The organism is Streptomyces sp. NPDC102402 (assembly GCF_044765765.1).
In the GTDB taxonomy this organism is placed as follows: Bacteria; Actinomycetota; Actinomycetes; order Streptomycetales; family Streptomycetaceae; genus Streptomyces.
Genome location: NZ_JBIWKR010000004.1, coordinates 26,988 through 42,511, shown reverse-complemented (window position 1 = coordinate 42,511; position 15,524 = coordinate 26,988). Strand labels below are relative to the sequence as shown.

General features: G+C 68.5%; 10 protein-coding genes and 2 pseudogenes. 4 read left to right on the top strand and 8 right to left on the bottom strand.

Going from position 1 to position 15,524, the window contains the following annotated elements; genetic code table 11:
- Positions 1-219 precede the first annotated feature (219 nt).
- The 4 genes and pseudogenes from ACIRJR_RS13980 to ACIRJR_RS13965 form a co-directional block, all read right to left on the bottom strand.
- Positions 220-639, bottom strand: a pseudogene (locus ACIRJR_RS13980) (transposase family protein); the annotation flags it as partial.
- Between the two features lie 188 nt (positions 640-827).
- On the bottom strand, positions 828-1,292 hold the full coding sequence (locus ACIRJR_RS13975) for an Ig-like domain repeat protein (RefSeq protein ID WP_403778847.1): 465 nt from the start codon (positions 1,290-1,292) through the stop codon (positions 828-830).
- Between the two features lie 214 nt (positions 1,293-1,506).
- Entirely contained in the window at positions 1,507-2,265 is a 759-nt protein-coding gene (locus tag ACIRJR_RS13970; RefSeq protein ID WP_403778844.1) for an IPT/TIG domain-containing protein, read from the bottom strand.
- A 162-nt stretch (positions 2,266-2,427) separates the two neighbouring features.
- Positions 2,428-3,207, bottom strand: a complete 780-nt coding sequence (locus tag ACIRJR_RS13965; protein ID WP_403780295.1) for an IPT/TIG domain-containing protein — start codon at positions 3,205-3,207, stop codon at positions 2,428-2,430.
- A 1,461-nt stretch (positions 3,208-4,668) separates the two neighbouring features.
- Here ACIRJR_RS13965 and ACIRJR_RS13960 point away from each other — a divergent pair.
- Entirely contained in the window at positions 4,669-5,592 is a 924-nt protein-coding gene (locus ACIRJR_RS13960) for an alpha/beta fold hydrolase (RefSeq protein WP_403778841.1), read from the top strand.
- A 204-nt stretch (positions 5,593-5,796) separates the two neighbouring features.
- Here the strand turns inward: ACIRJR_RS13960 and ACIRJR_RS13955 are convergent, their stop codons facing one another.
- The 3 genes and pseudogenes from ACIRJR_RS13955 to ACIRJR_RS13945 all read right to left on the bottom strand — a co-directional run bounded on the left by ACIRJR_RS13955 (position 5,797) and on the right by ACIRJR_RS13945 (position 9,682).
- The gene (locus tag ACIRJR_RS13955) at positions 5,797-7,200 is read right to left on the bottom strand and encodes a cytochrome P450 (RefSeq protein ID WP_403780292.1); all 1,404 of its coding nucleotides are present in this window, start codon (positions 7,198-7,200) and stop codon (positions 5,797-5,799) included.
- 303 nt (positions 7,201-7,503) lie between these two features.
- Positions 7,504-8,127 (bottom strand): annotated as a pseudogene (locus ACIRJR_RS13950) (ABC transporter ATP-binding protein); the annotation flags it as partial.
- Between the two features lie 607 nt (positions 8,128-8,734).
- Entirely contained in the window at positions 8,735-9,682 is a 948-nt protein-coding gene (locus tag ACIRJR_RS13945; RefSeq protein WP_403778838.1) for a hypothetical protein, read from the bottom strand.
- A 1,764-nt stretch (positions 9,683-11,446) separates the two neighbouring features.
- On the opposite strand from ACIRJR_RS13945, the gene ACIRJR_RS13940 reads away from it, so the two are divergent.
- Positions 11,447-11,767 carry a hypothetical protein gene (locus ACIRJR_RS13940; RefSeq protein ID WP_403780379.1) on the top strand — a complete coding sequence of 107 codons (321 nt, stop codon included), beginning with the start codon at positions 11,447-11,449 and terminating at the stop codon, positions 11,765-11,767.
- 141 nt (positions 11,768-11,908) lie between these two features.
- On the opposite strand, the gene ACIRJR_RS13935 is transcribed toward ACIRJR_RS13940, so the two are convergent.
- A complete protein-coding gene (locus tag ACIRJR_RS13935) occupies positions 11,909-12,361 on the bottom strand; it encodes an iron chaperone (RefSeq protein ID WP_403778836.1) in 453 nt (150 codons plus the stop codon).
- Positions 12,362-12,523: 162 nt separating this feature from the next.
- Here ACIRJR_RS13935 and ACIRJR_RS13930 point away from each other — a divergent pair, with 162 nt between their 5' ends.
- Complete coding sequence (locus ACIRJR_RS13930; protein WP_403778833.1) at positions 12,524-13,114, top strand: TetR/AcrR family transcriptional regulator; 591 nt, start codon at positions 12,524-12,526, stop codon at positions 13,112-13,114.
- Positions 13,115-13,441: 327 nt separating this feature from the next.
- Positions 13,442-14,545, top strand: coding sequence for a phage tail sheath family protein (locus ACIRJR_RS13925; RefSeq protein ID WP_403778830.1), 1,104 nt, complete (start codon positions 13,442-13,444; stop codon positions 14,543-14,545).
- Positions 14,546-15,524 lie beyond the last annotated feature (979 nt).

The window sequence follows — 15,524 nt, the reverse complement described above, 5'->3', positions numbered from 1 at the left end:
GGGCGGCATGCAGGCGTGGCCGGACACCGCACTCGGTCCGCAGCACGCACATGATGTCGGTGGCGTCGGCCGGGAGAGGGTGGCAGCAGCGGCCGCACGCTCCCGCGGGTCGTCAGGAACAAGATCAACATGCGTCCCGACACCCTGCCGACCAAGATTGGCGATTGCGAGACCGGCAGCTCAACTCGCTTTGAAACGATCAGTAAGCCGCACATGAGCCGCTGGGAGCGTGCTCCAGCGGCCCCGGTAAGGCACCCGGATCGTCCCCCGAGCTCCCTGATGTCCCTTGTCGGCCCACGTCCGGATGCCGGCTCGGGTGGGAGCATCGATGATGCCGTGGGTGCGTGTGGCCCCACTGTCGTGGACGGCACCCGGCAGGGCAGGTGAGGCCCAGAGCAGGCGTCCGAACGACGCCGACACCCCCACCCCGGTGATCATCCCGTTGGTCTGCTGTCTCTCAAAGGCCAGCAGGCATCGCTCCACCTCGGGGACGGGACCCGGCTTTCCGGCGTCTACGCCGGCGCCACCACGGAGACGTTCCACTGCCAGTACGGCCTGAACCCGGACTTCGCCGATACCATCGAGCGCAGCGACCTGGTCATCAGCGGCTGGGGACTCCGAGGGCGCTCCGCGGGCCATCAAGCCCGCCGACCACCCCTTCTTCATCACCACGCTCTTCCAGCCTGAGCTGTCCACGGAGCCCGGGGATACACCCGCTCATCGAGGCGTACACCGACGCCGTACACAAGCACGTGGAAGCCCGGCCCCGCGCACTCGCCAGCACTTCCCGACACAGCCACCACTGCGGCGTCCAGGGCGGGCGGGGATTACTTGCGGATGCGCGTCACATTGTGGCTGTTGACGTTGACCTCGTTGCGGACGTCCCCGACGTGGAAGTCGATCAGCCCGCACAGCAGGCAGCCCGGATTGTCGGCCGGGGGAGACGGGGCCTGGGACACGGTGACAGTGGTGGTGCCGTTCGAAGCGTCGCAACTGTCGTCGCCGTTGTAGGCGGCGGTGATGGTGTGGGTTCCGGTGGTCGTGAAACCGGTGGTCAGTGAGGAGCGTCCGTCTGCGGAGACGGGTGCGGTCGCCAGGAGGTCCGGGCCGTCGAAGAACGACACGCCGAGGCCACCGCTCGGGTCCGAGCTGCAGGTCACCGTCGCGTCGAGGGCCACCAGCTGTCCGGTCGCGGCCGAGGAGGGCGTGGCCTGGACGGTGGTCGACGACGGATCGGCGGCTGCAGCCGACGGAGCGAGGGGCAGCACTGTGGCCGCCGCTACGGCAACCACAAGTCCGACCTTACGTGCAAGACACGCTTTCACTGAAGGGCCTCCTCGGTCTGGTCGTCAGGCGGGTTCGCCTGACCGTTCGGAGCGTGACCTTAGGCCGGTTTTGATGACACGTGCGGTAGGCGCGGGTCCCGGTGGCCCCACCCGAGTCATCGGCTCGCTCGAATGCGCTGGAGTGAGCCGTGGAGCGGGCCGATGACGCCGATGCGACCAGCTAGATCGCGGGAGGTGCGACGCGCTGGTAGGCGAGCGAGTTGCTGGTGCCGCCCGACGTCGTGACGCTCACCAGCACCGAACCCGCCGGACCTGCCGGGGCGATCGCGATCGCAGTCGTGTCCGACACCACGGTGAAGGCCGCCGGTGCGGTGCCGAAGCGGACCGCGGATGTCGTGGTCAGCCCGGTGCCTGTCAGGGTCACTGCGGTGCCTGCGCCCGTGGGCCCCTGCGCGGGCGAGAGAGCGGTGAGAGCCGGCGCCGTCAGATAGGTGTAGATGACGGAGTTGCTGGTGCCGCCGGGACCGGTGACGGTGCACGCGACGGATTCGGTGCCGGCCGGTGTGACTGCGGTGATCTGGGTGGCGGAGTTGACTGTGTACGAGGTCGCCGGAGTACTGCCGAACGTGACGGCGGTGGTCCCGGTCAGGCCGCTACCCGTGAGGACCACGCTGGTCCCGCCGGACGTCGGGCCCTGGTTCGGTGTGATCGCGCTGAGAGCCGGAGTGGGTGCGTAGGCGTAGATGATCGTGTTGCTGAGGCCGCCGGGTGTGCGCACGGTGACGTTGACCGTTCCGGTTCCGGGCGGGACCGTCGCCGTGATCGTCGAGGGTGTGTTGACCGTGTACGACAGGGCGGCCGCGGATCCGAACGTGACGGCGATGGCGCCGGTGAACTGGCTGCCGTTCAGGGTCACGGGATTGGTGCCCGCCGCCGGACCCGTGTTGGGTAGGACCGAGGTGAGGACGGGAGGGGCCACGGTGACTCCAGGGAGTAGTGTGGTCGGCCTGGCTTGGCCGCGAGCTGGGGGCACGGAAGAGGTGCGGGCGGGCGTGCGTGAGCCCGCACCGCTTCCGCTGGGCACGGCCCCGGTGGACAGGAGCTCACCGGGGCCGTGCGCGGCTGTATGTCCGGGAGGCCGTCAGATGCCGGGGCCGGACACGTAGGTGAAGCCGCCGCTGGCGGTGGCGCTCCCGCCCTCGGTGGTCACGACGACATCGACGGAACCTGCGGTGCCGGGCGGTGTGATGGCCACCAGCGTGGTGCTGTTCAGCACTGCGAAGGACGCGGTGATGCCGTCGAAGGTGACGGCCGTGGTGGATGACAGGCCGGTGCCGTTGACGGTCACAGAGGTGCCGCCGGACGCCGCCCCGGAGGTGGGTGTGAGCGAGATCAGAGTCGGCGCGTCGGCATACGCGTAGGTGAGCGGAGCGGTCGTGCCCCCGGTGGTGGTGACGGTGACGTCGATGGAACCGCTGGAGCTGCCGGCCGGAACGACCACCGACAGCTGGCTGTCCGAGACGACCGTCGGGGTTGCGCTGTTGGAGCCGAAAGACACGGTGGTGGCTGTGGAGAGGCCGAAGCCGTTGATGGCGACTGTGTTGCCGCCCGAGGCCGGACCGGAGTCCGGGGCGATGGATGCCACGATGGGTGGGCTGATGTAGAAGAAGGACAGCGAGTTGCTCGTCCCTCCCGCGGTCGTCACGTTCACGTCGACGACGCCGCAGCCCGCAGGGGCGATGACGGAGATCGATGTCGGGGTGTTCGAGGTGATCGTGGCCGTCCGGGTTCCGAAGTGGACCGCCACGGCGCCGGACAGGTTCACGCCTGTGATGGTGACGGTTGTTCCGCCGCTGGTGGAGCCTTGGTTGGGACTGATAGGCGTGAGGGTTCCTCTCGCTCGGAAGCCTTCTCCGAGCAGCGACTGAGTGTGGCGATCCACGAACGCCCCGAACCGGCTTACGCCGACACGTTCGGCCGCCGGCGGATGGGGATGTGCGGAAGCCCGTCCGGACGGGCTGAGTCCAGTCCCAGGAGGGAGACGTGCCCGAATGAACTCGATGGGCCGTCACCCATTGCTGCAGACAACCGAATTGACCCATCAGAGCGATTCGTATGCCAAGGGAATTGACGCGGTATTAACCGTGTGGCGGAGCGTGCCGGGCGTGTGACGGCGCGTTTCGGTGGTACGCAGTCACCTGCCGGGCCATCGGGTGTGCTGAGCAACGACCGCCCAACGGCGTTGTGTGCGACTGAGGTCGGGGCGGTTGGCGCGTCTTTCCCCGAGATCAACGCGCGCCGTCCTGGCCCGTTCGCCCCGGGGCGGCGACCCCGCGCCTCGGTGCCGTCCAGGCTCAGTTCCACGCTTTCGGTCGACGTGTGGGGAAAAACGTCCTCCACCGTGCGAAGTCGCAGGGCGAAGCAGAGTGCCGCCTCCATGGGGCCTGATGTGCCCAAGTAGGCCAGCAGGCTGTCTCATCGCGGAACCGACGACGCCGGGCCCGGTTCGTCGTGATTGCGCCACGACGGGCCGGTCCCGGTCTCGTTCATTCTTCTGCTCTGTGCGTTTTCCGCTCAGGCGGCTGTCGATGTGCGAGCCGTGATATCCGGGTGCTCGAGCCGAACCGTGCGGCAGCAGAGCCGCTCCAACCTGCGCGGGATCGTGTGTGGGACGAGCAGAAAGGTGCGGCTGCCGCGGAGGCGGCGACCGATTCCTCCACCGTGTCCCGGCCGCGCTCCTCCAGGGCGCTGGTGGGTTCGTCCAGGCGGGACGCGCGCACGAGGTGGCGGAGGCCGAAGACGGCGTTGGTCAGGATGCTTCCGCCAAAGACGACGGGCTTTTGGGTTACCAGGACGACCTTGCTGCGTAGGCCGGAGTATCTTCTTCAGGGTGCCGTGGGGCGGGAGGGAAGCCAGTCGGAGGTCCCACTGGTCAGCGATGTGAAGCAGCGCTGGGTCGTCCAACCTGACCTCCACGACGTACTGGTAGATGTCAGCCCTGTCGTCACCCTTTTGCCGCGGAGGTGCCGCTCCTCCAGGGAGACGGAGGAACGCGAATCACCGCAGTCCCACCTGCGACTCGATGGGTGGGGCTGAAAGCCACGGCCGGCTCGACGAACCACGTGTCCGGCGGCAGCTCACCTTCTGCATCAGGTTCGGTGACGTCCACTGTCCCCGCGGCCACCGCGCGCAGCCAAGCGGACACGCGGCAGGCTTCATCGGTGAGCAGACACGGGTCGACGAAGGACCAGGGGGGTAACCCCACCACCGTCGCTGGTACCACCAGCACCACAACAGACGTGCCAGCCGGATTCCGTGGGCAGCCAGGTTCCCGAATGATCGGACAGGTACCACAGCGCCTCAAGCCGTCGAAGGATCACTCGTGTCCCGCACCCCCCGTATGAGCCGTTCCACGTCCCGTGTTCTGTCCTCCCTCGCCTTGCTGGCTCTGGGGGCCGGTGGCATCACTGCCTGCAGCGACAATGGTTCCGCCTCCAGCTCCACGGCCACCTCGTCCGCCTCCCCGGGATCCGCCAAGGCGGCCGAAGCGGAGCTGCACATGGTCGACAACGGGGGTCACCGTTTGGCCTTCTATGTCACGCAGGGTAACGACTCTGTCATCGTCCTGGATTCGGGCGGCGGTGAGTACTCCTCGCAGTGGAAGGACATCGCCCCCAAGCTTCACGCGGCCACCGGTGCCACCGTCATCACGTATGACCGGGCCGGTCTCGGCAAGAGCGAGGTGGTGCCTGGCGCGTGGAAGGTTCGGAGCGCCGTCAGCGACCTCAAGGCGGGACTCAAGCAACTGGGCGTCGCCAAGGACGTGACCTTGGTATCTCACTCCCAGGCAGGGGAGATCGCGAACTACCTGGCCCAGGACAACCCGGAGATGCTCTCCGGTGCGGTCCTGGTCGACGCCAATCTCCCGCAGTTCTTCACGGACGAGGAGATTCCCCGTCTCGTAGCCGGGACGCAGCCGGACGTCGATGCGGCTAAGAAGGACCCCGAGAAGCCGGAGAACCGCCAGTTGATCTCCACAGCAGAGGGCTTCGCCGCAGCGCACAAGGCATTCCACAAGGTGACGTGGCCGGCTTCGGTGCCGGCAACGGTCTTGGTTTCGGAGAGGACTCCGTTCGCCGAGTCTCCTGAGGACGCCCAGCGCTGGCGTGACGCCGCCGCCTCGTTCGTCCAGCAGGCGCCGAACCGGACGCTCGTCACTGCCAAGGGAACTTCCCACGAGGTGCCGACGGACCGTCCCGACCTCGTGCTCAAGGAGATCGAAGCCATGTTCGCCGCACAACACTGATCTCCGGGACGCGATGTCCCCAACCTGGCCACCAGTCACACCAAACGCCGTTGCAGTATTAAGCCAGGATCTGAGATAGAGCAGCTGTCCCGAATACACGACCGGCCGCCAGGCACCAAGCATCCCGCGCCGCTGACGTCCATCGGCTGTCACCAGCAGCTCCACTTACACAGACACAAGCGGCGGGGCGCAGGAGGGCGTGGGTCACGAGAGTCCACTCTCGGTGGAAGCTACCCCGGAACGGGAAACGATGTTCGTGTCGGGCGCTGGCCTGGTGCCGGCGAGCCGAGGTTCGCATGGTGTGGCGTACATGGTCAGGCCCTTGGGCGTCGGTGTGAGTTCCAGGCTCACGCCGATCTTTCGGCCCGGCCGCGCCGGGCGCAGCGTGCGCGAGCTGGCCAGGGTCGCCAGGGCGACGGGCAGCATGACATCGGCCGCGGCTGCGCCGGGACAGTATCGGGGACCCAGGCCGTAGGCGAGCAGCGCGGCGGGGGCAGGTGGCGGATCGGCGTGAGGGAGCCAGCGCTGCGGGTCGAACACTTCCGGGTCGGGGTAGCGGTTCCTGTCGCGGCGTAGGGCCCCCAGGGGCAGGGTGATCACGGCTCCGGCTGGGATCCGTACACCGCCCTGGCAGGTCTGGTGGCGGGTGCGGCGGACCAGGAACGGGATGCCGTGGAGTCGGGTGACTTCTTGGATGAAGGCGGTCGCGAGCGGTAGGTGGTGTGCTTGGAGGCGGCTCGTATCGGGCGCGGCGTTGGCTTCGTCCTGGAGCGCTTGCTGGTAGTGCGGGTGGCGGCCAAGTTCGTAGCAGGTCCAGGCGAGGGTGGAGGCGCTGGTCTCCAAGCCGGCGATCAGCAGAGCGCGAACGTCGCGCTGCACCACGTGAGGGTTCCCGGGAGCGGCAGCTGTGAGCAAGGAGATCAGGTCCTTACCGTCCGGGTCGGGCCGGTGGCGGGCTTGCACCTGGTAGACGGCCTCGTCCAGTTCGGCGAGCGCCCGGCGGCAGGCGCGGCGCCGGGGGACGGGAACCCAGGGCCAGGGTGCGAGGGCGTAGCGCCAGAAGATGCCGCTGGACAGTGTGGAGCGGGCGGCCGCGATCTTGGACAGGGTGTCGGGAGTGAGCTCGCTGTTGAGGACACAGCTGACGAGGAGGCCGCCGGCGAGCCGACTCATCTCCGCTTGCATGTCGAGCGGTCGGTCCGAGGGCAGGTCAGCGAGAAGCCGCCGGGTACGGGCCTGGACGCTGGGCCCGAGAGCGGTGAGCCGGGACGCGGTGAACGCGGGCCTCATCACGGCGCGCCGCTTCCGGTGGGCGGCTCCCTCGAGGCCTACCACCCCGTTCTCGGCGAAGTCGCGCAGGCTCGGGTCCGGGCCCCAGAACCGGAAGGTGTCCTCATCACTGCCTACCTTGCGTAGCAGTGCCGGGTCGTTGACCTGGAAGGCGGTCGCCGGGCCGGTCCTGGTCCGGACGACCGGGCCTGCCTGGTCGAGACGGGTGGCGAGGTTGGCCGGGTTCAGCCAGAACCGAAGGGCGCGGGAGTGGGCGAGTACTCCTGGGCCAGGCGGCACGGGCGGTTGTCCGGGGCAGGCTGTCCTGTCCATACTCATCAGCTTCGCTGTCCTGTCCACGTTCGTTGGCCTCCGCGGCTCAGGCCGCCGTACGCGTGGGCAACGAACAGCTGCGGCGGCGGTCACGGGTGGGCCGGTCCTCTCCGTCGCGGAGTTCGCTCCGGCGATGATGTGCCCGCACGGTGCCAGCACCGGCTGGGCTTGGCCGGCCTGATCTTCCTCGCGTGGGCGGTGCTGGATGTCGCGCTGCCCGAGCGGCCCCTGGAGTTCCTCGTCGCCCTCGTCGTGGGCTGTGCGGCACTGCTCGGGCTCGGCATGATGTCCGCGGCCGTGGTCCGCACGATCCACTGCGGCGACCCGGCCACCGTCGATGACGGCGATCCGGTCGCTGAGGCGCTCCGCTTCATCCATGAAGTGCGTGACAAGGAGGATCGTGACGCCCGTGTCACGAACCCGCTCAATGAGGCTCCAGGTGTCGCGCCTCGCCTGCGGGTCCGGCCCCGTCGTGAGCTCGTCGAGAATCGCGACCTTCGGGTTACCGACCAGGGCCAGCGCGATCGAAAGCCGCTGCTTCTGCCCGCCCGAGAGAGCCTTGTACTGCGTGTTGCGCTTCTGGGTGAGACCTACGCGCTCCATGAGCTCGCGCCAGTCGGCAGGGTCCCCGTAGAAGGCGCTGTAGAGCTCGAGGGCTTCGGCGACCTTGATCGCGTCCGGGAAGCTGCTCTCCTGCAGTTGCACGCCGAGTCGCTCACGCACCTCCGCCCGGTCCTTGGCCGAGTCGGTCCCCAGCACAGAGATCGAGCCTGAGCCCGGCTTTCGCAGCCCGGCGATGCACTCGACAGTTGTCGTCTTGCCGGCGCCGTTGGGCCCGATGATCGCCCCCTCTTCAACGGCGAAAGAAACGTCATTGACGGCAACGTGGTGCCCGCAACGCTTGTGCAGATTTCGCACTTCCAATGCGGTCATACCGCGAAGCTACGGACGCACCGCACCCCACCACATCGACCGTAGCGTCTGAGCTTGGTTGATTTACGCCTCCACCGTTCGGTGGATCCACAGCACCTTGCGGAGCGCCCGAAGTCCTCTTGATTGTCGAGGTATCTGTTACCGCAGCACACGGCTGACCTGGGGGTGGAGATGGGCCGATATGCTCGCATCGCGTGGCGACAGCGCGGTGTCTCTCCCCGCCCGGCTACTGCCGTCGCCGCTCCTGCCCGAGAAGCCGACCGAGAGAAGTGGCCGACGATCTGCGCCCTGCTCTCGTCGAGAATGCTGGCGTTACAGAACTTTAGCGGCACTTGGGCCGGCTGGAGAGCGCCGTTCACAGCGGCGCCACCCTGGAAGAGACCGAACTGATGCGCCACGTCCATGGCGTGCGTGCTGATGCGCCTGCGCCGCGGTGTCGGAGCCTCCGTGCCCCGGAGGCGGAAGGAGAAGGCCACCCGACCCAACAGCCCGTCCCTGCCGCTGGCACAGGTACATGGAGACCACCTGGTACAGGCCGGGGCTGGAGCATCTGTTCCGAACATGCAGTGCCTTGGACGGAGGGCCAGACCCCGAGCCGGCCGGCCGCTCAGGAGCGGCAGGTCGCCTTCATCTGCGCGGCCGCGTGATGGGCCTTGCCCCAACCGCTGGACGAGTCGTCACCCCGGTCGAGGAGCTTCACGCCGATGGTGGAGCCCTTCACCGGGAACGTGCCGGCGTTGACCCACTGACCGCGCAGACCGGCCTGGTTGACGGTGAAGCTGCTGTACTTCGTCGTCCGGTCGTTGGCGTCGACCAGCACGTGATAAGTGGAGGGGTGCCCTCCTACGTACAGGGTTGTGTTGCTGTGCGGGATGAACACGGAGATCTGGCACGTACGCGCTCCGGTGCCTGGCCGCCACCACCACATCACCCTGCTCTTGGCGTCCGTGGCCGTGGAGCCGGACATGGGTACCGCAGCGTAGCTGCCGTTGCACCCGTCACCTGTCCAGGATCCGGTCGTGCGGGTGTACCAGCCCGCTGTGCCATCGCTGAAGTAGTTGACCTGCTTGTAGCCGCCACCGGACGGGAGGGGGCAACCGTGGCCCACGACCCCCGTGTATACGACGGTGGAGGCGGTCTGCGCCTTCGGTGCCTGGGCGGAGGTGCCGGATTCCGGAGTGGGCTTGTCTGCGGTGGAGGCGGGTGCGGTGCCCGTTCCGGCCTTGCCGGCCCCGGCCTTCGTGTCGTTCTCCGGGATGCCTTCTCCCGCCGGTGAGTCGGCTTCGTCCGAGTCCGGGCCGGACACCTCCGGGCCGCTGCCCGGGACCGTGGCCCCGCCGGCCTTGGTCCTCCCGTCCTGCTGGGCATCGGGTGAGGCCGCAGTGAAGGATCCGGGTGCGTCCGTGCCGCCCCCGAGTACCGTGCCGGGGACCTGGCTCGCACCGGGGCCCCTACCGTCGCCGTCGTCCCCGGCGGCGATCAGAAAGGGGACACTGACAAGCAGGACACCGACGATCGCCGCGGCTGCCAGTAGCGCCTTACTGGGGCGGCCCACTTCCTTGGGAGCGGGTGCGCCGCCGTCCGCAGCTGTTGTTGCGGGGCGGGATTGCGGCCCGTCACCCTTGGTGCCGGTGGCTGCCGTGGCCGTCCGTTCAACGTCCTCGGAGGCCAGGGACGTCCCGACCGGCGCGGCCCCGGCAGCAACTCCGGCCCCTCCGGCATCCCTGTCCCCTCCGGCATTCACGGCTATTTCGGGCTGCCCTGCTTCCTCTGATTCCACGGGCTTCCCGGTCTTCGCGGTGCCCTCGGCCGCCACGGGCTTCTTCGGCTGCACAGGTGCTTCGGTGCTGCCGGTACCGGCAGTCGAGACCTCGGTTCCGGCCACTCCGCCCCTCGGTTCCGGAGCGGAGGCGGGCATGGATCCGGCCGCGGGATCCCGCTCACTCGACTCCGGCGCAGGAACCCGGTCCGGAAGGCCGGCGCCACACTTCTGAGGGGTCGGGTCTTTCCGCTCGGCCGCCGCCTCTTCGTGCTGGGGCATGGTGATGGGCTCCTCTGGGTGACAACTGGCGTGGACGGCATCGCGCGGCAGGCAGAGCCACGGAGTGTTGTCCGCGCCAGTCCTCGCCCTCGAACGTCACAGCGGGCGCAGCAGAGAACAGCACGCCGGTGGCGCCATAGGCACCCGTCCCCCCGGGGGCACGGTGAATGATGCCTTCAAGTCCTGCGGCCGATGGATGCGAGGCAAACCGTATCGTGTGCCTGTTCGAGGAGCATCGCGCGGCCTCCCGAAGGCGCAACGTAGGTCAACAGAGGACTCAGGAAACACACCTGACGGTGCCTCTGGAAGAAGACCGCCGGTCAGCCCGGCCCGCAGAAGTGACGAATCCTTGGGGGCTGCCGTGACGCCCAGCCGACACCCTGCCAGGATTACGGCGTCAGTTGACGCTTTGCGCGTCCGCCTGCCCCCACGGAGAAGCAGATCCCTATCCGCTTTCGAAGCATGCGGTGTGCGCGCGGAACGAGGTGTTGGCGCGAATGCCTGTGTCCGGGCCCGGCGGCGACCCCGGTAGCCCGCTCGATGGTCCGCTTGTCTCCCGTGCGGGTGGACAGGGGCAGGAAGGGCTCCGGTGCGGACGGGTGTGTCAGCTGGTTCGCCGCCCGGCATCGGCAGGGTGAAAGTCACCGTCCTGCGCCAGCCCATGGCCACATCCTCGTCCCGGGCAGGGTGCCTCAGGCACAACAGGGAACTTGCCTGTCGGACACTGTCGTGCGCGGCCATGAGACTGGCAGCGACGTCGCCGAGAGTGTCATCGGGAAGTCTCTGCAGCGCTGTCGCTGCGGCAAAAAGGTCGTCGGTGTCCTGGGTACGGAGCAGGCTAGATCGCCTGTTCGCGCACTCAGGCACGGCCTTCCGCGCTGCTTGCCGCAGCGAATGCCAGGAGCAGTCCCTTGCGGCGCAGTCAAGCCGAGCCCGTGGACAGCCTGAACGAGCTGAGGTGATGGGGGGTGCGGGCCACTTCGTCATCCAGGTAGCTGGGCGCTGCTCCCCAGCCCTGGAGCTCGGCGGGCCTGATTGTCGGTGTCCTACGCCATGATCGGACGGATGAACGAGACCATTGCAGCAGCCCCCGAGCTTCTGAAAGCTCTCGTCCCGGACTGGCACCACTGGCCTGCGGTTACGGGGTCCAGAAACAGGCACTCCAGCCCGGATACAGGGCGCAGCGGGGAGGGGGGTGCAGCCGGGCCTGACGGCCCGGAGTTCTCTGGAGTCACCGGGCCGGGGCGTTGACGTGCTGCCGCGTGCGCCGATCGCGTCATGACGGAGCCCCTGCCGACCCGCAGGGCGGCCGCTGCCGTGCAACGGGCCCTGGATGGCCGCCACGACGCGACCGCCCAACCCCCGCCGCCCGGCTGGCACGCCGGTGAACGCGTCCTGCAGTTGGGCACGCTGGCCGTCGTCGCGTTGGCCGCCGCGCTGGTCACCACCGACCCGATTCCCCTGCGGATGATCTGGAGCAGCCGTCTGCCCTCGGCGTCATCGATCTCGCGGACCCGCACTCGCTCTGCCATCGGCCCAGCCTGGCGCACGCGCGCCGTCCGAAGCGGCACTCGGACGGCGCGTCACATCTGCGACTGAGCAGCAGGATTTGCCACCTGCTCTGGTCAGCCTGGCGCCTCGACGTCGTCAGTGAAGGCGCGCAGGAGATGCTGTGCCAGCAGCGCCAGGCCGCCGAGCTCGCCAAGGTGCCACAGGCCCAGCCCGTTCACCGGGCGCGCCTTAGCTCACCGCCTGCTTCACGAGCGCACCGATCCGCGCCTCCACCTCGGCCGTCACCTCGGTCAGCGCGAAACCGGCCGCCCACATCGTGCCCTCGTCCAGCTTCGCCTGGTCGCTGAACCCGAGCGTCGCGTAGCGCGCCTTGAACTTCTCCGCGCTCTGGAAGAAGCACACGACCTTGCCGTCCAGTGCGTAGGCGGGCATCCCGTACCAGAGCTTCGGCGCGAGGGCCGGGGCGCTGGCTGTGATGACTGCATGGACCCGCTCAGCCATGATCCGGTCCGAGTCCTGCATATCGGCGATCTTCGCGAGCACGTCCCGCTCCGCCTCCGCGGCCTTGTCCGCGCGCGAGCTGCGGCGGGCTGCCGTCTTCAGCTCTTGGGCGTGGTCCTTCATCGCGGCCCGCTCCTCGGTCGTGAATCCCTCGTGCGTGCTGCTTTCGGTGCTGCTCATGGCAGATCTCCCTTTAAGGGTCTGAGGTGCTGGATCTTGGGCGCGTGGCCGACGACGTGCCGCCACATCCGACATCGGCACGCGGCGTGCCGATCGAGTTCGAATACTGCGTGCAGCTCTCGACATTGTCAACGGCACGCCATGTGCCGTTAGGATGGCGGTATGACCGACACGCCCGCCACGCCGAGGCGCCGAGGCGCCGCGCGCACCGAAGCGCTGCTGCAGGTAACCCTTGATCTGGCTGCGGAGGTCGGATACGCGGGCCTGAGCATCGAGGCGGTCGGCCGAAAGGCCGGGGTCGGAAAACACACGATCTACCGGCGCTGGCCGTCCATGTCGGCGCTGCTGCTCGACGCGCTCAGTCGCGTGTGGACCAGCGACCTGGACTACCGCGACACCGGGGACGTCCGCGCGGATTTGCGCGAACAGTTCCTACGCTCGGGCCTTGCCCTCTCCAGCCCGCCGATCGGCCCCGTCTACCGCGCGGTCATCGCCGAGGCGCAGGCCGATTCAATGCTGCGGGCGACCCTTCACGAGCGATTCCTGGTCACCGTCGAGCAGAGCACCCTCGACCGAATCACCCGCGCCCAGCGCACCGGTGAACTGACCGCGGAAGCGAATCTGGAATTCGCCGCCGAGGTGCTTTGCGGCACGCTGTACTACCGCAGCCTGCTGTCAACCCGCCCCATCGACGAGCACGTGGTCGACGGATTGCTGGACATGTTCATGGCCGCCTACGGAACCAGCAGTTAGGACTCGACCGCACAAGTCGGACCTACTCTCCCGATCCGAGGACCGTACAGGTCACAACGCAAAACAGGGCGAAGGCAGTCTGATGCGGCACCAGCCAGCCCAGGGCTGACGTATGTGCCGGTAGGGCATCGGGCTCGCGGCGCTACTTCGTCTGGGTGATCTCGTTACATCAACTGGTCCACAGCCCAGGCAGAGATGCGGAAGCTTGATCACCGAAGGTGGCGGCCGCACTACCCTCCGTAAGGCGGTGCGTCCTCGGTCATGTCTCGTGCATGACGGCCCTGAGGCGCATGCCCTTGTCCTGTCGTGGTCTGGATGGAGTGTTCGATGGCGAATTCAGTGAACTTCCACGGTGTCTACATCGAGGAGAACACCTCGTTCGGCATGCCGGTGTACCCCGGCGCGACTGCGGTGCCGTTGTTCATCGCCGACTTCGGTACAGCGTTCGCGGGTGTGGCCCGGGTCAACAGCTGGTCCGACTTTTCCCGTGCCGCCGGTGAAGGGGCGACCTCCGGGGTGACCGGCGGGGTGCTGCGTCAGTACTTCGAGAACGGGGGCGTTCGCTGCTACCTGGCCAACACCGCCGGCAAGACCCTTCAGCAGGCGCTGGTCTCGGCCGAAGGCTTCGACGATGTGACGATCCTGGTGCCGCTCGGCCTGTGGGACGGCGGTGCCGATGCGGCCGGCGAGACGGCGAGGGCCGTGACCGCCTACGCGGCGGTTCACCGGGCGATGGCCATCCTGCACGCAGGCCGGGACCACACCGCCCAGCAGGCACGTGACGTGGCGAGGGCGTTCAAGCTGGACGCCGGCCAGAGCGCGCACGCTGCCCTCTACCACCCGTGGCTGATCCCGTCCGAAGACGGCGCCCAGCCGGTTCCCCCGGTAGGCGCGGTCGCCGGGATCTACTGCCGCGTCGACAGTGAGCGCGGTGTGTGGAAGGCCCCGGTGAACGTCACGGTGAACGGCGGTGTGCGCCCGGCCCAGGCGGTGACCGACGCGGAGCAGGGCGAGGCGAAGCCGGTCAACATCGTGCGCGAGTTCACGGACAAGGGCACGCTCGTCTGGGGCGCCCGCACCCTCAACGAGACCGAGGGGGACTGGAAGTACGTTCATGTGCGGCGGCTGGCCGACACGGTGCAGCGCGACCTGCAGAAGGTTCTCAACTCTGCGGCGTCCGAGCCGAACAGCCAGCCGACATGGGACACACTGCGAGCAACGGCGGACACCTACCTGCGCGACACCTGGCAGCAGGGCGGGCTGGTGGGGAACACGGCGGATACGGCGTACTACGTCCTGATCGGCCAGGGCGCCACCATGACCGAGGAGGACGTCAAGGCCGGCAAAGTCGTCCTGCAGGCCGGTTTCGCCCCGGTACGCCCGTCCGAGTTCATCACCGTGACCGTAACCGGGACCGCGGGCCCGGCCTGACCGCCGAGCCGCCAAGGACGGCGGCGATGTGCGGCAGAGTGCCAGCGCCGCGCCGCCGTCGTGGTCAGAGCCGTTCGCCCTGGCGCTGGTTCAGCGCCAGGGTCAGGCCAGTTGGCCGACCGTGCGGCGTCCAGGTCGGCGCGGGCCTCCTCCATCCTCCAGTTGGACGCTCAGTTCCACTGAGATTCGATGACCTCGTTCCGGGGCCGGGCGAGATCCCGTCTTCCCACTGGTCGGTGTGGTGCAGGCACGCCGTGCGCACGTCACCGGTCTTTGTTGCCGCCACGGCCGGGCGGTGCCCGCCCTTGCTTTCCTTGACCTCGGCTGCACGCAGTCCGTCGTAGCAGACGCACGGCGCGGTCAGCCTGGAGATCACGGGCCAGTCCACCGGCGCGGAGCGCGACGCCGCCACCCTGTTCGACTCGATCGGCGCAGCGCCCTCAGTGCCGCAGGAGCACCACCGAAGCACTCATCGGCGCCGTCACCGGCACTCTGCTCCGCCCCCTGGTCCTGCTGCTGGGCCGCTACGACACCACCGGCCGCCTACGCCTGGTGGGGAAGACCGTCCCGCTCAGGCCCGGCTCGGCCCGCGACCTCGCCAACCACCTCACTGCGGCCGGCCCGGACCACCGTGGACCGGTGTCCGCTTCACCGCGTCCCGGAACAGCCGCACCCCCTTGGAGCCGGTCCTCGTCGCCCCCGTCCTGGTCGCGGAGTTCAGCGCCGACGTGTCCCGTGACCACGGCGTGTGGCGTCACCCGCTGCGCTGCGCACGGCTTCGCACCGACGCCACCCAAGCCGATGTCCTGCCGTTCGGCGAGACGCAGTGGCTGCACAGCTGCCCGGATGTCCCCCTAGTCGACGCGCGGGCGAACTCGATTGCGCAATCTGCGCAATGGACACCGCTGACCTGCGGTGGTGAGAGGAGCAGACCCACGGCCGAAGGCCCATCTGTACACCGGCGAGCAGGTGAGGACCC